This window comes from Brevibacillus sp. M2.1A, assembly GCF_013284355.2.
GTDB lineage: Bacteria > Bacillota > Bacilli > Brevibacillales > Brevibacillaceae > Brevibacillus.
Map to the genome: position 1 here is coordinate 2,323,804 of NZ_JABSUY020000001.1, position 16,860 is coordinate 2,340,663.

General features: G+C 46.6%; 14 protein-coding genes. 13 read left to right on the top strand and 1 reads right to left on the bottom strand.

Annotated elements, in window-relative coordinates; all coding sequences use genetic code 11:
• Positions 1-402: 402 nt before the first annotated feature.
• The 3 genes from HP567_RS11395 to sdhB are packed head-to-tail and all read left to right on the top strand — an operon-like array spanning position 403 to position 3,559.
• Complete coding sequence (locus tag HP567_RS11395; RefSeq protein ID WP_173608607.1) at positions 403-1,014, top strand: succinate dehydrogenase cytochrome b558 subunit; 612 nt, start codon at positions 403-405, stop codon at positions 1,012-1,014.
• Between the two features lie 19 nt (positions 1,015-1,033).
• Entirely contained in the window at positions 1,034-2,791 is a 1,758-nt protein-coding gene (gene sdhA / locus HP567_RS11400) for a succinate dehydrogenase flavoprotein subunit (protein WP_173608606.1), read from the top strand.
• 18 nt (positions 2,792-2,809) lie between these two features.
• Positions 2,810-3,559 (top strand): succinate dehydrogenase iron-sulfur subunit, encoded by a 750-nt coding sequence (gene sdhB / locus HP567_RS11405; protein ID WP_012685406.1) that lies wholly within the window; start codon positions 2,810-2,812, stop codon positions 3,557-3,559.
• A gap of 565 nt (positions 3,560-4,124) precedes the next feature.
• On the opposite strand, the gene HP567_RS11410 is transcribed toward sdhB, so the two are convergent.
• Positions 4,125-4,565, bottom strand: a complete 441-nt coding sequence (locus tag HP567_RS11410) for a MarR family winged helix-turn-helix transcriptional regulator (RefSeq protein WP_173608605.1) — start codon at positions 4,563-4,565, stop codon at positions 4,125-4,127.
• Between the two features lie 190 nt (positions 4,566-4,755).
• Between HP567_RS11410 and HP567_RS29895 the strand changes: the two genes are divergently transcribed.
• The 10 genes from HP567_RS29895 (at position 4,756) to HP567_RS11465 (ending at position 16,558) form a co-directional block, all read left to right on the top strand.
• Entirely contained in the window at positions 4,756-8,487 is a 3,732-nt protein-coding gene (locus HP567_RS29895) for a S8 family serine peptidase (RefSeq protein WP_173608604.1), read from the top strand.
• A gap of 72 nt (positions 8,488-8,559) precedes the next feature.
• A complete protein-coding gene (locus tag HP567_RS11425) occupies positions 8,560-8,958 on the top strand; it encodes a hypothetical protein (protein ID WP_173609131.1) in 399 nt (132 codons plus the stop codon).
• Positions 8,959-9,050: 92 nt separating this feature from the next.
• Complete coding sequence (locus tag HP567_RS11430; RefSeq protein ID WP_056497752.1) at positions 9,051-9,509, top strand: chemotaxis protein CheX; 459 nt, start codon at positions 9,051-9,053, stop codon at positions 9,507-9,509.
• A gap of 73 nt (positions 9,510-9,582) precedes the next feature.
• A complete protein-coding gene (locus HP567_RS11435) occupies positions 9,583-10,107 on the top strand; it encodes a hypothetical protein (RefSeq protein ID WP_173608603.1) in 525 nt (174 codons plus the stop codon).
• 20 nt (positions 10,108-10,127) lie between these two features.
• On the top strand, positions 10,128-12,218 hold the full coding sequence (locus HP567_RS11440; protein WP_173608602.1) for an ABC transporter transmembrane domain-containing protein: 2,091 nt from the start codon (positions 10,128-10,130) through the stop codon (positions 12,216-12,218).
• A gap of 32 nt (positions 12,219-12,250) precedes the next feature.
• A complete protein-coding gene (locus tag HP567_RS11445; RefSeq protein ID WP_173609130.1) occupies positions 12,251-12,775 on the top strand; it encodes a GNAT family N-acetyltransferase in 525 nt (174 codons plus the stop codon).
• A 350-nt stretch (positions 12,776-13,125) separates the two neighbouring features.
• A complete protein-coding gene (locus HP567_RS11450; protein WP_173608601.1) occupies positions 13,126-13,989 on the top strand; it encodes an ABC transporter permease subunit in 864 nt (287 codons plus the stop codon).
• 34 nt (positions 13,990-14,023) lie between these two features.
• Positions 14,024-14,947, top strand: coding sequence for an ABC transporter permease (locus HP567_RS11455; RefSeq protein WP_173608600.1), 924 nt, complete (start codon positions 14,024-14,026; stop codon positions 14,945-14,947).
• 44 nt (positions 14,948-14,991) lie between these two features.
• Positions 14,992-15,915, top strand: coding sequence for an ABC transporter permease (locus HP567_RS11460; protein WP_173608599.1), 924 nt, complete (start codon positions 14,992-14,994; stop codon positions 15,913-15,915).
• Between the two features lie 421 nt (positions 15,916-16,336).
• Entirely contained in the window at positions 16,337-16,558 is a 222-nt protein-coding gene (locus HP567_RS11465; protein WP_003387736.1) for a helix-turn-helix domain-containing protein, read from the top strand.
• The last annotated feature ends 302 nt before the right edge of the window (positions 16,559-16,860 follow it).

Consider the following 16,860-nt stretch of genomic DNA (forward strand, 5'->3'; position numbering starts at 1 on the left):
ATTATGAGAAGGGACTCGCATTCATGACATCGTAAGAGAAAAAATAGCTGGACTAAACAAAGTTATTCTATCAATGTATTTAGTACATTGATTGTCTTGACGCTCTGTGTCGACAAGAGTACAATTGGATTTGGTCAAAGTTTTGCCCAACTTTTTCTCGTATTTTGACACATTCCGACAAATTCATTTGATCTAGTGAACGCAGTCTTTTTGTGAACGGCTTCAAGACGCTGTACATAAAATGATCGTGGCGGTTTTGCTATGTCTAATGGGTGAGGCAATGGGTTAGGATATTGGGGAAAGGTCTATCAAAACGGTCGAAGCCGTTTTGGACCGCTTGCGGTGACGCTTGACGTTTTTCACAGAATTGAGAGTTACATACATTGAAAGGGGGACCATTGTATGGCGAAAGGCCATAGCTTTCTCAGTCACAAGCTCCACTCACTTCTTGGTTTGTTTCCGATCGGGCTCTTCCTGCTGTTTCACTTGACAGCCAACTACCAAGCGACCCGTGGAGCCGAAGCTTTTAATCAAACAGTTGGTTTGATTGAAAATGTTCCATTCGTATTGGTGCTTGAATTTGTTTTTATCTACCTCCCGATCCTGTTTCACGCTGTTTACGGTCTCTACATTGCGTTCCAAGCTAAGCAAAACGTAGGGAACTTCGGTTACTTCCGAAATCAAATGTTCTTGTGGCAACGTGTTACAGGAGTCATTACCCTCATTTTTATTGTTTGGCACGTTTGGGAAACACGTATCCAAAAAGCAATGGGTGCACACGTGGATTTTGACATGATGGCAAACATTTTAAGCAGTCCTGCAATGATCGTATTCTACACAATCGGGATTATTAGCACGACTTTCCACTTCTCCAACGGACTGTGGTCGTTCCTGGTTCACTGGGGAATTACAGTTGGGCCGCGTTCCCAGCGCATTGCAACATTCCTGACTTTGGGCGTATTCGTAGTTGTAACCTTCATCGGCTTGCGTGCGATGTCGGCTTTCATTTTGTAGGGATAGGGGGACAAAACTCATGGCAAAAGGTAAACTGATCATTGTCGGTGGAGGTTTGGCCGGCTTGATGGCTACCATCAAAGCAGCAGAAAAAGGCGTTCCTGTTCAGCTGTTCTCCCTGGTTCCGGTAAAACGTTCCCACTCTGTCTGTGCGCAGGGCGGTATTAACGGTGCGGTAAATACCAAAGGGGAAGGCGACTCCACATGGGAGCACTTCGACGATACAGTATATGGCGGAGATTTCTTGGCAAACCAACCGCCAGTTAAAGCAATGTGCGATGCAGCACCTGGCATCATCTATATGTTGGACCGTATGGGCGTTATGTTTAACCGTACGCCAGAAGGTCTGTTGGACTTCCGTCGTTTCGGGGGAACCAAGCATCACCGTACCGCTTTTGCGGGTGCGACAACTGGACAACAGCTCTTGTACGCATTGGACGAACAAGTACGCCGTTATGAAGCTGAAGGTCTGGTAACCAAGTACGAATATTGGGATTTCCTCGGAGCCGTTTTGGACGATACAGGAACCTGTCGCGGGATTACTGCACAAAACATGCGTTCCGGTGAAATTCAATCCTTCCGTGCGGATGCCGTTATTTTGGCAACAGGCGGACCTGGTATCATCTTCGGTAAATCGACGAACTCGATTATCAATACAGGTACAGCAGCGTCTGCGGCGTATCAACAAGGGGTTATCTACTCCAATGGTGAGATGATCCAAATTCACCCAACTGCAATCCCGGGCGACGACAAGCTTCGTCTGATGTCCGAGTCTGCTCGTGGTGAAGGTGGTCGTGTATGGACGTACAGAGACGGTAAGCCTTGGTACTTCCTGGAAGATAAATACCCTGCATACGGAAACCTGGTTCCGCGTGACATCGCGACTCGCGAAATCTTCTCCGTTTGCGTAGACATGAAGCTGGGTATCAACGGCGAAAACATGGTATACCTCGACCTGTCCCACAAAGATCCAAAAGAACTGGATGTAAAATTGGGCGGTATTATCGAGATTTACGAAAAATTCGTTGGGGATGACCCACGTAAAGTTCCAATGAAGATTTTCCCTGCGGTTCACTACTCCATGGGCGGTATGTGGGTAGACTACAACCAAATGACCAATATCCCTGGTTTGTTTGCAGCAGGTGAGTGCGATTACTCTCAGCACGGTGCAAACCGTTTGGGTGCGAACTCCCTCTTGTCCGCAATCTATGGCGGTATGGTAGCAGGTCCAAAAGCGATCGAGTACATCAAAGGCTTGAACCAATCCTCTGATGATCTGTCTTCCACGCTCTTCGACGGCTTCACAAGCAAAGAGCAAGCGAAATACGACAGCATCCTGAAAATGGACGGAACAGAAAATGCTTACCTGATCCACAAGGAACTGGGTGAGTGGATGACTGACAACGTAACGGTAGTTCGTTACAACGACCGTCTGCAAAAAACGGATGATAAGATCGTTGAACTGATGGAACGCTACAAGAAAATCAACATCAACGATACGAATAAATGGAGCAACTCTGGTGCGGCGTTTACCCGTCATCTGTGGAACATGCTCGTACTGTCCCGCGCGATCACAATCGGTGCGCTCAAGCGTGACGAGAGCCGCGGTGCTCACTACAAGCCTGACTTCCCTGAGCGTGATGACGAAAACTTCATGAAGACGACAATGGCGAAGTTCAATGCTGAAACGACTGCGCCTGAAATCTACTATGAAGACATCGACGTATCCCTGATCGCACCACGTAAACGTGACTATACGTCTGACAAGAAGCATTAAGAGAGGAGGAAACTGATCATGGCAGAAAAATTGATTCATTTGATTATCACTCGTCAAGATAGCCCTGACAGCACTCCGTACAAGGAAGAGTTCAAAATCCCTTACCGTCCTGGTATGAACGTGATCAGTGCTTTGATGGAGATTCAACGTAATCCACTCAACGCACAAGGTCAAAAAACGTCTCCAGTAAACTGGGAATCGAACTGCTTGGAAGAAGTATGCGGTGCGTGCTCGATGGTTATTAACGGAAGACCGCGTCAAGCGTGCTCGGCACTGGTTGATAAACTGGAACAGCCGATTCGTCTTGAGCCAATGAGCACCTTCCCTGTACAGCGTGACTTGTCGATTGACCGCAGCCGCATGTTCGATGCGCTGAAACGCGTAAAAGCGTGGGTTCCAATCGATGGTACGCATGATCTGGGGCCAGGTCCTCGCATGCCGGAAGTTGAGCGTCAATGGGCGTACGAGCTTTCGAAGTGCATGACGTGCGGTGTTTGCTTGGAAGCTTGCCCGAACGTGAATGCGAAGTCTGACTTCATCGGTCCGTTTGCGATTTCGCAGGTTCGTCTGTTCAACCAGCATCCAACGGGTATGATGAACAAGCATGAGCGTCTGGAAGCTCTGATGGAAGATGGCGGTATCGGTGATTGCGGTAACTCGCAAAACTGCGTACAGGCATGTCCAAAAGGCATTCCGCTGACAACTTCGATTGCTCACATGAACAAAGAAACAACCAAACATGCAGTGAAGAAGTTCTTCTTCTCCTAATTGTTTGCAATAGATAAGGCGTGCACCGGTGATCCGGAATGCACGCCTTTTTTCATGTCGCTGTAGTGGAGAGAAGAATATTTCCAGTCTAGGCTCCGGGCTCCGTCCTGCTGGGGTTGAGACTGGCCGCTCCGAAGGGATTTGCGGGGAAACGCAAAAGTGGTAGCCGCTTCGTCGCGTGGGCACGTTGCGTTTCTGTTGCCCGCAAATCCTTCTCCGCTGGGTGGGACTCCACAAGTCGCTACGTCTGGAAATATTCTTCTCTGTCGTGACTTACTGCATTCTTCAATCTTTTAATGCTTTTAAAACCCGTTAACACGGAAAGTTCGTAGAGGAAACAGGAGAAAAAAGCGAAGATCTTTGGTACACCGACCGAGACGCAATGCAAAAAGCGAAACACGCTCTTAAGCGTCCACCTCTGAGAAGCATCCTGAAAGGATCACTTTGGACGCGGTTTCGCTTTTTGCATGGAGTCGGGCAGTGAATCCGCCAGCGGGTGGGACAAGAATCTGAGCGTTTTCTCCTGTTTTCTCCCCGCCACAATATCAACGTGCAAGGAGTTTATTCAATTCGACTCGATAACCGCCGCCACCGCCAGCTTTTCAAAGATGCTGACGAACTGCTGGAGTTCATCCTCGCTGAGGTGAGAAAACATTTTATTTAGTTGTTCTCTCCGATTCTGCTTGGCTACTTGCAAAATTTTTTTGCCAGAATCACGCAAGCTGATGTAAACGACTCGGCGATCTTCCTCATCACGATCACGGGCGACGAAGCCGTGTTTATCCAAACGGTCGACCATTGCTGTGATTGCGCTTGGTTTGACCCCCATTGATTCAGCCAACTCTCCAACCGTGCATTGTTCCTTCTGTTCCAACTGATGAAGAATGTAAAATTGTGGGCCAGTTAAACCAGAGACAGGTTCAGCTAATTGCGTTCCCATCGTGCGCATAATGGTACGAAACGCCTCCTGCAAGCGCTCAAGCGTATCTGTAGAAGGGGAAGGCATTGCTCGTATCATCTCCTTATTTGATCTATTTCTTCGTGAGCGAGAATATTTGATATGTAATATTTAATGCACTTAAATATAGGCAGAAAACACATCGTTTGTCAACCTTCGCGAAAAGAAGGGAATACCCAAGCGATTCCTAGTGAAAACTGAAAACATAATGGAATGACTTCCAGCAAGGGGGCAAACGATGAAGAAAAAGGTATGCAGCATTGGATTGATATTGGCTTTGCTTCCCGCAACGACTGTGAGCACAACAGCGTTTGAAGGAACGGCGACCATTCGTACGCAGATTTTACAGGATCTCGCGGATATGCACCAGCCATTACATACAGGCAAGGCGGACAAGGAATATAAAGCGAAAGCAGATGAATGGCAACGACAAGAACTGCTACTGCGAGGTGAGCAATTAAAATCCGCGCCTGTCGATTCGCTGGAAATGATTGAGGCGACTAAGGCTTGGGAGGAAGCGGGGGTAAAAGGGGAAGGGATGCTCGTTTCCGTGATCGATACGGGAGTCAATCCGCGTCACCCTGATTTGCCTGCCCCACATGATAAGCGTTCAGCCATGCAAAAATCAGGCTCTTCCCAGAAGGTGATCCCTGGCTTTAACTGGGCTGACCGTACGCAAACAACGGAAGACGTATCGGAATCCCAGCATGGTATCCATGTGGCGGGAATTATTGGTGCGAACGGAAAAGTAAAAGGGGTTGCTCCCGAAGCACAGCTCATTAGCCAAAAAGTATTTTCCAACTATCAAAGCGAGGTACCTGGGCTAGGTGAATCGATTTTATTTGCAATCAATGATTCCATTACGAAAAAAGCAGATGTCATCAACTTGAGTCTCGGTTCCTCAGCGGGTTATGTGGATGAAACAAATGTAGAGCAAATGGCTGTGAAGCGAGCAGTCGATAATGGGATCGTAGTAGTGGCAGCCGCCGGCAATGATGCGTATTTCGGCAGTGATAAGGTACGAGCACAGAATCCGGATATCGCTATGATCGGTTCTCCTGGCTTGAGTCCTGATGCGTTTTCAGTTGCTTCTGTCAACGCTACAGCACTGGCTGGCTATAGCTTTACGGTGCAAGGAGTACCCGGTATGGAGAAAGTCGTGTATTTATCGGGCTATGTGGAAGGTGGGGGTGCAATAAACCCAGTCATGACGCTGATGAAGCCGTATCCGCTCGTCTATATGGGGAAAGGGAAGAAGGAAGACTACAATGTTTCCGTAAAAGATAAAGTGGTATTGCTCGAGCGAGGGGACATTTCATTTGACGAAAAGCTGCGTCTCGCCAAAGAAGCAGGAGCAGTTGGTGCTGTCATCTACAACAATGAAATGGGACCACTGATTATCAGTGCGGAGCATGCCAAACAAATCCCGGCTGTTTCAATTTTGAAGCACATGGGCGAGCAAATGGCACAAGCGATTAAAAAAGGCAAGAAAGTGACCGTCTCCTTTAACGGTGAATATGGACAAAATCCAATGCCCTACCCAGACGGTGGAACGATCTCTGCTTTTTCATCATGGGGACCAACGCCCGATTTGCAGTTCAAACCGGAGATTGCAGCTCCAGGTGGGGGCATCTTGTCACTCACGCGAGAGTCTGAATATGCCGTGAAAAGTGGTACTTCAATGGCGACGCCACATGTGGCAGGCGGAATGGCTTTGCTGAAGCAAGGCTATCTCAAGCAAGGGCGGAACCTACAAGGCAGATCGCTAGTCGATACGTTAAAGGCTGCGGCTATGAATACAGCAGAGCCGATTATCGATCCGCAAATCAGCGTGGCAGCAGCGGATAAAGAGAAAGCAAAAAAAGTACCTTACAGCCCACGGGTTCAAGGGGCAGGTGTGATGCAAATCGCAAAAGCGATCAAGACACCAGCCATCGTTGTGACTGCAAAAGGAAAAGCAGGCGTCTCGTTAGGAGAGATCGGGAATTCAACGACCTTTTCTCTGTTTATCAATAACAAGTTTGGCAAAAAGCCGATTACGTATCAACTACAAAATGAGTTTGGCGTCTTGACTGACTTGCGCAAGAATGGGATCAACATGCTGACCGATACTATTTTCGAGGGGGCAGAACTGCAATTTTCCGCCCCGAAGATTACCGTTGCCCCAGGGAAGTTAGAGGAAGTGAAGGTAACGCTCACGATTCCGCAAGGCTCCGCACGCAATCAATTTGCAGAAGGATTTATTTCCTTTCAACCAGATGATAAGGAGCTGCCTACGTTGCGCACGCCGTTTTATGGCTTCTATGGCGATTGGGATGAACCAAGGATTATGGATCAGCCCGTATGGGAGGCAGAAAGCCAGGAAAAACGCACAGGTGTCAAGACAACCTGGTATCATGATAAACGCAATGACAAGTGGCGCTATCGCGATTATCTAGGAGTTTCAGGTGTTAAAGCCGATGGCGGTGCGAAAGTCGATCCCAATCATATCGCCTTTTCGCCAAACGGGGATGGGCATTATGATGTCGCTGCTCCTTCGATTACGTTTTTGCGGAATGCCCGTCATATTATCGTCGAAGTAACAGACCAGTCAGGCAAGCCGATTCGCACTCTTGTTCGTGATGAAAAGGTGAGCAAGTTCGACCAATCCAAGCTGGGGACCCCATACTATTATACGGAAAAGGAAGCGTGGAGCTGGGACGGAAAGATCTTTTCACCGCAAAAAGGCGCCTATATACAGGCACCTGATGGGCAGTACCAATTCTCCATTAAGGCCAAAATAGACGATCGCAATGCAAATTGGCAATCGATGACACTTCCCATCCGTGTGGATACAAAAGCTCCTGTAATTACAGCTTCTGTGTCAGGAAATCGGGTTCAGTGGAGTAGCCGTGATAAAGATATCCAGGCCTATTTCCTTTATGTAAACGGCAAAAGAGTAGGAGGCCCCTATTCTCCAAAAGTGTCCAGCACACTCATTAATCAGCCGGATAAAAAAATGAGTGTGGTAGCGTATGATTACGCGGGGAATATCAGTGTGGCACATATAAACGGGAAAAGCGACAGCACCCCGCCATTTGTGGAGTTTCCGGATGATTTGTTTCCTTATTTGAAAATATCCAAGCAGCCGGATGTGGCCTTCAGGGGCAAAGTGACAGGCGAGGATATGATGGACAGAGTGCGCTTGTCGATTAACAAAACGCCTGTAAAGCTGGCGACGGATGGATCATTTGAAACCATCCTGCGATTAACGGAAGGCCTCAATTATGTGATGTACAGTGCAATGGATATGTATGGAAACAAGCGCCAATTCACACAGCGGGTCATCGTCGATACGAGTCCTCCGACATTGCAATTGCTAAACGATGGCAGCGAAGACGTACAGTTCGATCCAGCAACCAAGAACATGCTGGTTCCAGTCCGCTTCATGTACAGAGATCAAACCTACAAAGGTCAGGTAAGTATCAACGGGCAAATCGTGTCCTACTTTGAAGAAGAGCAATTGGAAATCCCTGCGCAAAAATACGTAACGCAAATGTTGAGTATGAAGCAGGGAGAAAATCGCATTTTACTCGAAGGAAAAGACGGCGCAGGCAATCAAAGCATGCTAATGGTGTATGCGTATGTGGATGCAAATGCAGGGGCTGTTGTCATAAGCAATGGGGAGCAGCGTATATCCTACAAGGCGCGAACAGTGCCAGCTCCGACGATACAGCTTCCTAACAAACAGCTGGAAGGGCAGGAAGGCGAAACGCTGCCCATCGAAGGGAAAGTGACAGGTGCTGGTGCTGTTAACCTCCAAATCAACTACGGATCAAAGAGCTTTCAGACCAACGCGAATGATCATGGGCTTTTTCGCTTGGTGCTTCATGAGGTAGAGGAAGGCAAGCAAAAACTGACGGTTGTTGCTACCGATGCGCTGGGTAGGGAAGCCCGAGCGGAGATGAACGTCGTCGGAAAGAAAAAATAGGCTAGCTGGCCCGTCAGTAGCAGATAAACGGCTATTGCCGGGCCAAATTTTTTTTTTGGAGGATACTATTTGATGTTTTACCACGGGATCAATTGGGAATATGTTACGAGAGAGTACCCAGTGCTCTCACCGAGAAGGACAGCCAGAAGGAAGCGTGGGGCAGAGCAATTGTTGGATCGCATTCATCTGATCGAACAATTCGGTTTGGAGCCTGTTCATTTGCTTGAGGCCGATGAGCATTACGATGATGTCCGCTGTATACAGGAATGCTTGGAATTTGGGGATACTGTTTTTGCCTTTGATCAAGTCGAGCTACCGATGTGGCAATTGAGTAAGCATGAGGTCGGTGTAGAAATATTAGACTTGCGAACGTGCACGACCATCTATACCATTCGTCATGAGACAAAAGTAGAGGAATATTTTCCCGGTATACCTTGTTTTCGTGACCTTATGCCTATGAAGTTTTCGTAATCCTATTGCATCTGCCAAAAAGCGACATTATGATAGTCCTATACGAGTACAACCTCTAAGAGTGAATTGCCCGGGAAAGGAAGAGAATGCAGATGATAGTCCAGTACCTTGATCCATTTCTTGAATCAGCTTCGTCCGTGATTCAACAAGTATGCAATGTCGACATTTCGCGTGGAGAGTTAGCTGAAAGAGAATGGAGCCATGTAGAAGGCCATACATGGATTCGAATCGGAATGACAGGCCAATTACAAGGTGAGGTCTTTTTCGGTCTGCAAGAGGAATTGGCTTTGCGCATTGTCTCGGCCATGATGGGCGGCTATCCTGTGCAAGAGATGGATGAGCTCGGTAAAAGTGCCATTTCCGAGTTAGGGAACATGATTTCCGGGAATGCGAGCACGCTTTTATCCAATCGAGGTGTTATTGTAGACATTACCCCGCCCTTATTTCTACACCAGCATGACTTGAAAGACATGGCAGGGACAGCATTGACTGCACCGCTCGATCTTCATGACATGGGCAGACTGGATATTCAAATAATTGTGATAAGATAGGGCGGCTAATGGCCGTCTTTTTTGTGAAGGATACGTACCCACGCTTTATCATTCAAAGGAGGGATAAAAAGAGATGGATCATTACTTCTCGATCTGCTCAGCTGAGATGTATTACGAGAAATACATGGCCTTTTTATTGGAAAATTACGACCAGCTTCGCATGCCATATTCCTATCCTGTGGCGCTCAGTTTTCTGGCGAGTCCTGTTTTACTGGAGGGGAAAGCATTTCTTTGCTTCAACGATGACGATGAAGTGATCGGTGCCTTTTCATATATTTACGGGACAGGTGAAAATCAGTACGAAGACAAGCATATCGTTCAAATTCAGGTGGTCTATTTTTTGGAACAGTATCGCAGCAGTCGCCTTTTTTTGCACGCCCTTCAGTATGTAACCGAGTATATTGCCTATATGGAGGAGGACGTGAAGGAGTTTCGATTCTGGGCTTCCTCGGACGACTCTTTACGCAAATTGTTTACCAAGATTGCAGAACGGGTAGCTTCTGTGGAAACGACAAACGGTCCATTGGATGAATATCGCGCATCTTTTTTGGCTTGGCAATCCTATGCAGCACGGTTTCAACATGAACCATTTTTCTAATCCAAGAAGGAGACGTCACGATGCTGTTCGTCATCAAAAACCTGTTTAGCTACATACGCCCCTATAAGCTCCTGAGTTCCCTTTTTTTCCTTACGCTTGCTCTCGATTTGCTTTTTTTATCCTTGGCACCTCTCAGTTTCCAGATGATCATTGATAAAGCGATTGTTCCCAAAGATATGCACGTTTTCACAGTCATCCTGTTAGTATTGGCGATTAGTGGGTTTATCTGTGTCAGCGCTGGAATAGTCAGTGATTATGTGCTGGCAAAACTAAATGCACGTGTGCAAAATGATTTGCGGCAAAAACTGTTTGCACATATGCAGCATTTGCCGGTCAGCTATTTCCACAAAACGCGTTCGGGCGAACTGGTCTCTCACTTTTCAGTGGATTTGCCTGTCATTGACAGATCGTTAGCGATTCTCTTCACGACCGGTATTCAGTCATTGGCGGTCGTGACGATTAGTACGATGGTGTTGTTTTACTTGGAATGGGTGATGGCGCTGTGTATTTTGGTGGGGGCAATCTTGATCTTCTCAGGCCCTTATTTGCTTGGCCGACGTGCCCACGCAGTCAATGCCGCATACAAAGAACAACTCGCGGCTATGACGAATGATGTCCAGGAAAACACGAGAGCGCAAATGGTTATCAAGGGCTTCAATCTGCAAGCTGTCATGATCGATAAATTCAATGAAAGACTCAAATTGTTGTTGGTCAGCAACTACCGCAAAAATTTGATGGCAGCGAAGCTGGAACGAATCCCTGCGCTATGCTTACTACTCATCAACTTTACGATTATCGGCTTCGGTTCCTATTTGGCACTCACCGGGCGAATCTCTGTCGGTTCGCTTGTCGCCTTTTTTACCATGTATACGTCGATGGGGAATGCAGTGTTTAATCTGACCTTTACGCTCCCGCTGATGACAGATGCACAAGTCAGTATGGAGCGTATCCAGAAGGTGCTGAATGAACCTAGTGAAAAAGTCGACCATTCTGCGGAACAATTGGATTTACGTACGACTGAAGTGTCCGTCAAAAATGTTACGTTTGGCTATCAGGAAAATCAGTTGTCCATCAAGCAGGTCAGCATGCAGATTCCGGCTCGGAAAAAAGTGGCAATTGTTGGCTCCAGCGGGTCTGGAAAAAGCACGATCGTTCAGCTGCTACTAGGCTTTTATCAACCTAGTTCTGGTCATATCGAGATAAACGGCACAAAACTAGATGAATGTAATCGGGGAGCCATCCGCAAGCATGTAGGGGTCGTTTTTCAGGATCACTTTCTTTTTCACGGAACAATAGCCGAAAACATCCGGCTCGGCAAACTCGATGCGACCAGCGAGGAATTGAGGATAGCTGCACAGCAAGCGGAGATCCATGACTTTATCATGTCTCTACCTGACCAGTACGAAACACTAGTTTTGGATGGGGGAAGCAACCTCTCAGGGGGACAAAGGCAGCGACTTGCCATTGCTCGAGCGATTGTGCGCAATCCTTCTCTACTCATTCTGGATGAAGCCACTTCTGCTCTCGATCCCATTTCAGAGGCTTCTATTAACAAGACTTTTACAAAGCTTTCCAGAGATCGGACTGTCATTACGGTGACACATCGTTTGTCGACGATAACGGACATGGATCAAATATTTGTGCTGGAGCAGGGGGAACTAGTGGAGCAAGGGACACATGTTCAACTGTTGCAAAAGCGGGGCTATTACAGAAGGCTATGGGACAAGCAAAGTGTTTTGACTGCGACAGAAGGTAATGCGGATGTTTTAGGTGCTGACATGCCTGATATTTTACATCTCTTCCATACCGAGACGTTTACGGCTGGACAGACGATCATTCGGGAAGGAGAAGCAGCAGAGAAGTTTCACCTCCTCGCACGAGGAAAGGTAGACGTATCCCAAGCATCTGCTGAATCTGAGGAGCAGATTCACCTTGCGATCTTGGAGGACGGGGATCACTTTGGAGAAACAGGCTTAGTAGGTGCTTTACAGACAACAACCGTGACAGCTCTCACCTCTTGTGTTGTTATGACCTTACCTTTAAAGGTATACCAGTACTTCACGTCCCAACACTCGACGGTTGGCAAGAACGTCCAACACCCGATACGTTAACCAACAGAAAAAAGAGAGGCAGTGTGCAAAGAATGCATGTCCAATTTAGAAAATGTACCAGTGACCATGATTTTGCTCAATTTACGTTATTCTTTATGCGCAATCGATTGGAATTTAGTCGAATGTTTTCCCTCAGTGATACGCTTGCTCATATTTTGACGTTTCTCCCGGATTCTCATTTGATCCTGATAGAAGGCGAGCGAGGTAAATTGGTCGGATGGGGCCATTATCAATACATGACAGCAGAAAGGCAACCAGACCCAGAGGGCGAAATTTGCTATATCCATTCCGTCATCGTCGAAGAAAAATATCGAAAAAGCAGGGTATTTCTGAAAGGCTTTCGCTATCTTATCAGACAGGTTCAAACAGAAAACGCACAAGTGAAACAGGTGACCTTTTGCGCTGATGCTGAACATGCCTATCTGAACCGGCTCTATTCGAAATTTGCACAGGTTGCAGGGGAGCAGGAGGGCTACTACGGACAAGAAAACATCTACATGTCCGAAATCAATCAGCTCGCTTCCTATCTGGGAATGGACGCAATTGACGTTAAATAAGGAAAAATGCTATTCTTAAGAAGATATTGTCAGAAGGGAGGTCTATCAGATGATTCCAATGGTACCACGTTTGAAAGATGGAGTAAGAAAACCTTTTACTGCTTCGATTCAAAATCTTCTCATGAAAAATGAGCAGCTGCGTGTAGCTACTTCTTCTACGAAGTAATCGATCAGCTATCATCTTTTTCGAATCAACTGTTCCCATGAATGGAGAAGTGGTTGACAGGCTATCCTGCTCAACCACTTTTTTATTTCTGTTTGAATAGAATTAAAAAATAAAATATTTTCTATTGTCTGGATGATTTTTAATAGATAGTGTATTGTTGGAAATAGTAAGGAGGTATGAGAGCTTGACCTATGTAAAACAATTAATTGGGATGTTTTTCCTAGTGATCGTCGTTTGCGGTGGGCCGTTCATGCTATATACGCAAAAGGAAGAAATTGTGTTCGAACCGGGAAATATCGTAGTTCATACGGTGTATCTGATTCAGCAGATTGCAGAAGGCTCTCTCGGAACCTATTATTCGGGGCAAACGGAAAGGAGCATCGCGGAGGATATCCTGCCATTTGCCATTAGCTCCTTTGAACTACTATTCGCAAGTGTTAGTGTCGCAGTCCTAGCTAGTATTATTTTTGGATTGTTATTGCAGCGCTTTCAGATTGTGCGTCAATTTCAAAAGGTTCTGAATCTGCTTGCCACGATTCCTGATTTTATCCTGATTGTTGTCTCGATTGTGGGTGCGGTCGGATTCTACAAGATGACAAACATTCGAATTATCACCCTGTCACCTGTAAGTGACTCTGAGAGTACCTGGTTTCCGATTACGCTACTGTCAATTGGACCGACGATATTCCTCATGAAGGTAGTCAGCCTGAAATATGCACAAATCGGCGGCGAAGACTACATTAAAACAGCACTTGCCAAGGGGATGGGGATCTGGCATGTTCTCATTCACCACGTCTATAAAAATATCAAACCGTTTCTCATTGCTGATTTAAAGAAGACAATTGCGATTTCGGTAGCCAACTTGTTTATTGTCGAGTACTTATTAAACGTCGTAGGATTGACCCGCTTTATTTTCAGCAAAGATGGCGGTTACGAGTTCAATGCTGCCGTCATGGGACTGTTAGGTATTATTTTGCTATCCATTTTGGTCTATGTATTGATTCGTCTCATTCTGTATGTGATTGAACGCGCGGTTGTGTATAAATAACCCAGACTTCTTTTGGAATGAGTGAGGGTATGGTATGAGGAAACGGTTCAATTGGGCTTTATGGCTAGGCAGTATCTTGGTAGTCATTCTCATGGTTATCGGTGTAGCCGGACCCTATTTGGCCCCCTATGACGTCGATTACCAGGTGAAAGTGCGCAATGAGATGGTGAACGGGAAGCAAGTGATTATTTCACCTCCTTTGGCACCCTCAAGCGAGCATCTGTTGGGTACGGATAAATGGGGCTATGATTTACTAACAAAACTGCTCCACGGGGCACCGTACACCATTTTTATTACGCTCATGATTGCGTTATTGCGATTATTGATGGGGGCATGGATCGGACTGTATATTGGAATATTGGACAAGCAGCAGCGCTGGTGGATTGCGATTGAGAACGCCTGGGGATACATGCCTATATTTATTCCTGTCTATTTTTTATTGAAAGGAATCAATATCAATCCCGAATTGCCAACGTTTACGCTCGTATTGTTTTTCATAGTGGTTGTGGCTGTGCTAGGGACGCCTTCGGTAGCTGCGTCCATCCGTCAAAAAACGGAGCAAATCAAGGAATCGCAGTACGTTTTAGCTGCGACTTCGCTGGGGGCCGGGCGGGATCAGATCATCTTTCGACACATCCTACCGCATTTGAAGGAGCATCTGGTCATTGTCCTGGTAACAGAGATGATCGCCACCATGACGTTGATGGGGCTTCTCGGGATATTTGGTCTTTTTGTAGGCGGCACGATTATGTACTATGACCCAGTTGAGTATCACTCGACCACACACGAATGGGCAGGACTGCTCGGGACTTACCGAAACTTTGTCTACACGAATTACACGTGGATTTTCCTGATCCCACTTGCTGCTTATATGGTTGCAATTGGTTCCTTTAGTCTACTGGCCAAAGGATTGCGTGATAAATTCGAACAGACGTATAGTCGTACCCCATTTATTTAAGCAGCTGGTCAATTTTCAGCATGAGAGATAAGTGAGGTTTTTGAATGAAAAGACGATTCCATTTTTCTTTATGGCTAGGAAGTATTTTCGTGCTCGCTCTGATGGTGATCGCTGTGGTGGGTCCTTACTTGGCTCCCTATGATCTGGAATATCAGGCGAAGATGCGTCAGGAGATTGTGAACGGGAAACAAGTCATGGTCTCTCCACCCTTACCACCGTCAGAGGAACATCTGCTCGGCACGGACAAATGGGGGTATGATTTACTAACCCTCTTGCTCCATGGAGCGCCATACACTGTTTTTATTACCCTTGCGATCGCATTCATTCGCGTGTTACTTGGTACATGGATTGGACTCTATATCAGTATTCAAGATAAAGAGCAGCATTGGTGGATGGCGATTGAAAATGCATGGAGCTATATGCCTGTGTTTATCCCCGTGTATTTTCTTTTGAAAGGGATCAATGTGAACTCCGAGCTGCCGACTTTCACGCTCGTTCTGCTATTCATAGGGCTTGTCTCTGTCCTTGGAACTCCTTCTGTAGCCTCTTCTGTGCGTCAAAAGGCCGAACAAATTAAGGAATCCCAATACGTCTTGGCTGCCATTTCACTGGGAGCTGGACGGAATCAAATCGTCTTTCGCCACATCTTGCCACATTTGAAGGAACAGCTCATTATTATCTTGGTGACAGAAATGATCGCTGTCATGACCTTGATGGGGCTTCTCGGCATATTTGACCTGTTTGTTGGTGGAACCAAAATGACCTTTGACCCGATTTTGTATCATTCTATTACACACGAATGGGCCGGGTTGCTCGGGTCTTATCGAGGCTTTATTTACAGTAACTATACGTGGATTTTTCTCGTACCGCTGGGGGCATTCATGATCGCCATTGGATCGTTTAGCTTGTTGGCAAAAGGGTTGCGTGATAAGTTCGAACAAACGTATAGTCGTACTCCTTTTATTTAAGGTGTGGTGCCCTTGGTTTTTACGAATCAAGGGCACTTTTGGTTGATCCGGTTAAAAATAGTGGAATGGAAGCCGAATTGTAGGGAGCAGTATATGTGTCGGCTGAATAGACTGGAGTGTCGGGGGCGGTGTTGGCCTTGGGTTCCGATGGCAATCTCATCAGGCGAGGCGAACTCGTCGCGATCTGAACGGGGGACAACTGGCGACCATCGTCGTCTCGAACGGAAAAATTCACGGCGGATGTCGAAGAGGTTTCTCAGCGGTGTTCGGAACCCATTGCCCATTTTCTGAATAGGATGTAAGGCAAAAGCCTAAAATCCTTGAAATTCCGGCACCATCACCCACCCCCCATCATAGGATAAGGTGACTCTGTAATCCCTCAACCTTGTTCCTGTAGAGCCCACAAGGAGGGGTGGCACGATTGAAGGGTAGCGACCAAACCAAGCCGTTGTTAACGAATCGCGAAAGAGAAGTGTTTGAACTCTTGGTCCAAGATAAGACAACCAAAGAGATTGCCGGACAACTCTTCATCAGCGAAAAGACTGTGCGCAATCACATTAGTAATGTCATGCAAAAATTAGGTGTCAAAGGTCGATCTCAGGCAGTAGTCGAACTCGTTCGACTTGGTGAACTAGAGATTTGAACCCAGTCCACCCAGCCTCCCTTTTCTTCCCTTGGTTGGAAGGGAGGGTTTTTTTATATTCAACGATTTATCACTAGCTTCATTTGATAAATCGCCCTCCCAGAAACTTATCTTGCAGATGATATATGTACCAGGCGGTTCTTCATCTAATATTCCGAACATGTTGCTACAAACCCGCGAGCTGATGCCGATTGCATTTCGACGTCAGCTCGCGGACTAGATGCATTGCCATGTGCTCTTTGTTTTAGCCAATTTTCCTGATCACTTTCGAATTTCCACCTGAACTGATAATGATCCATCCT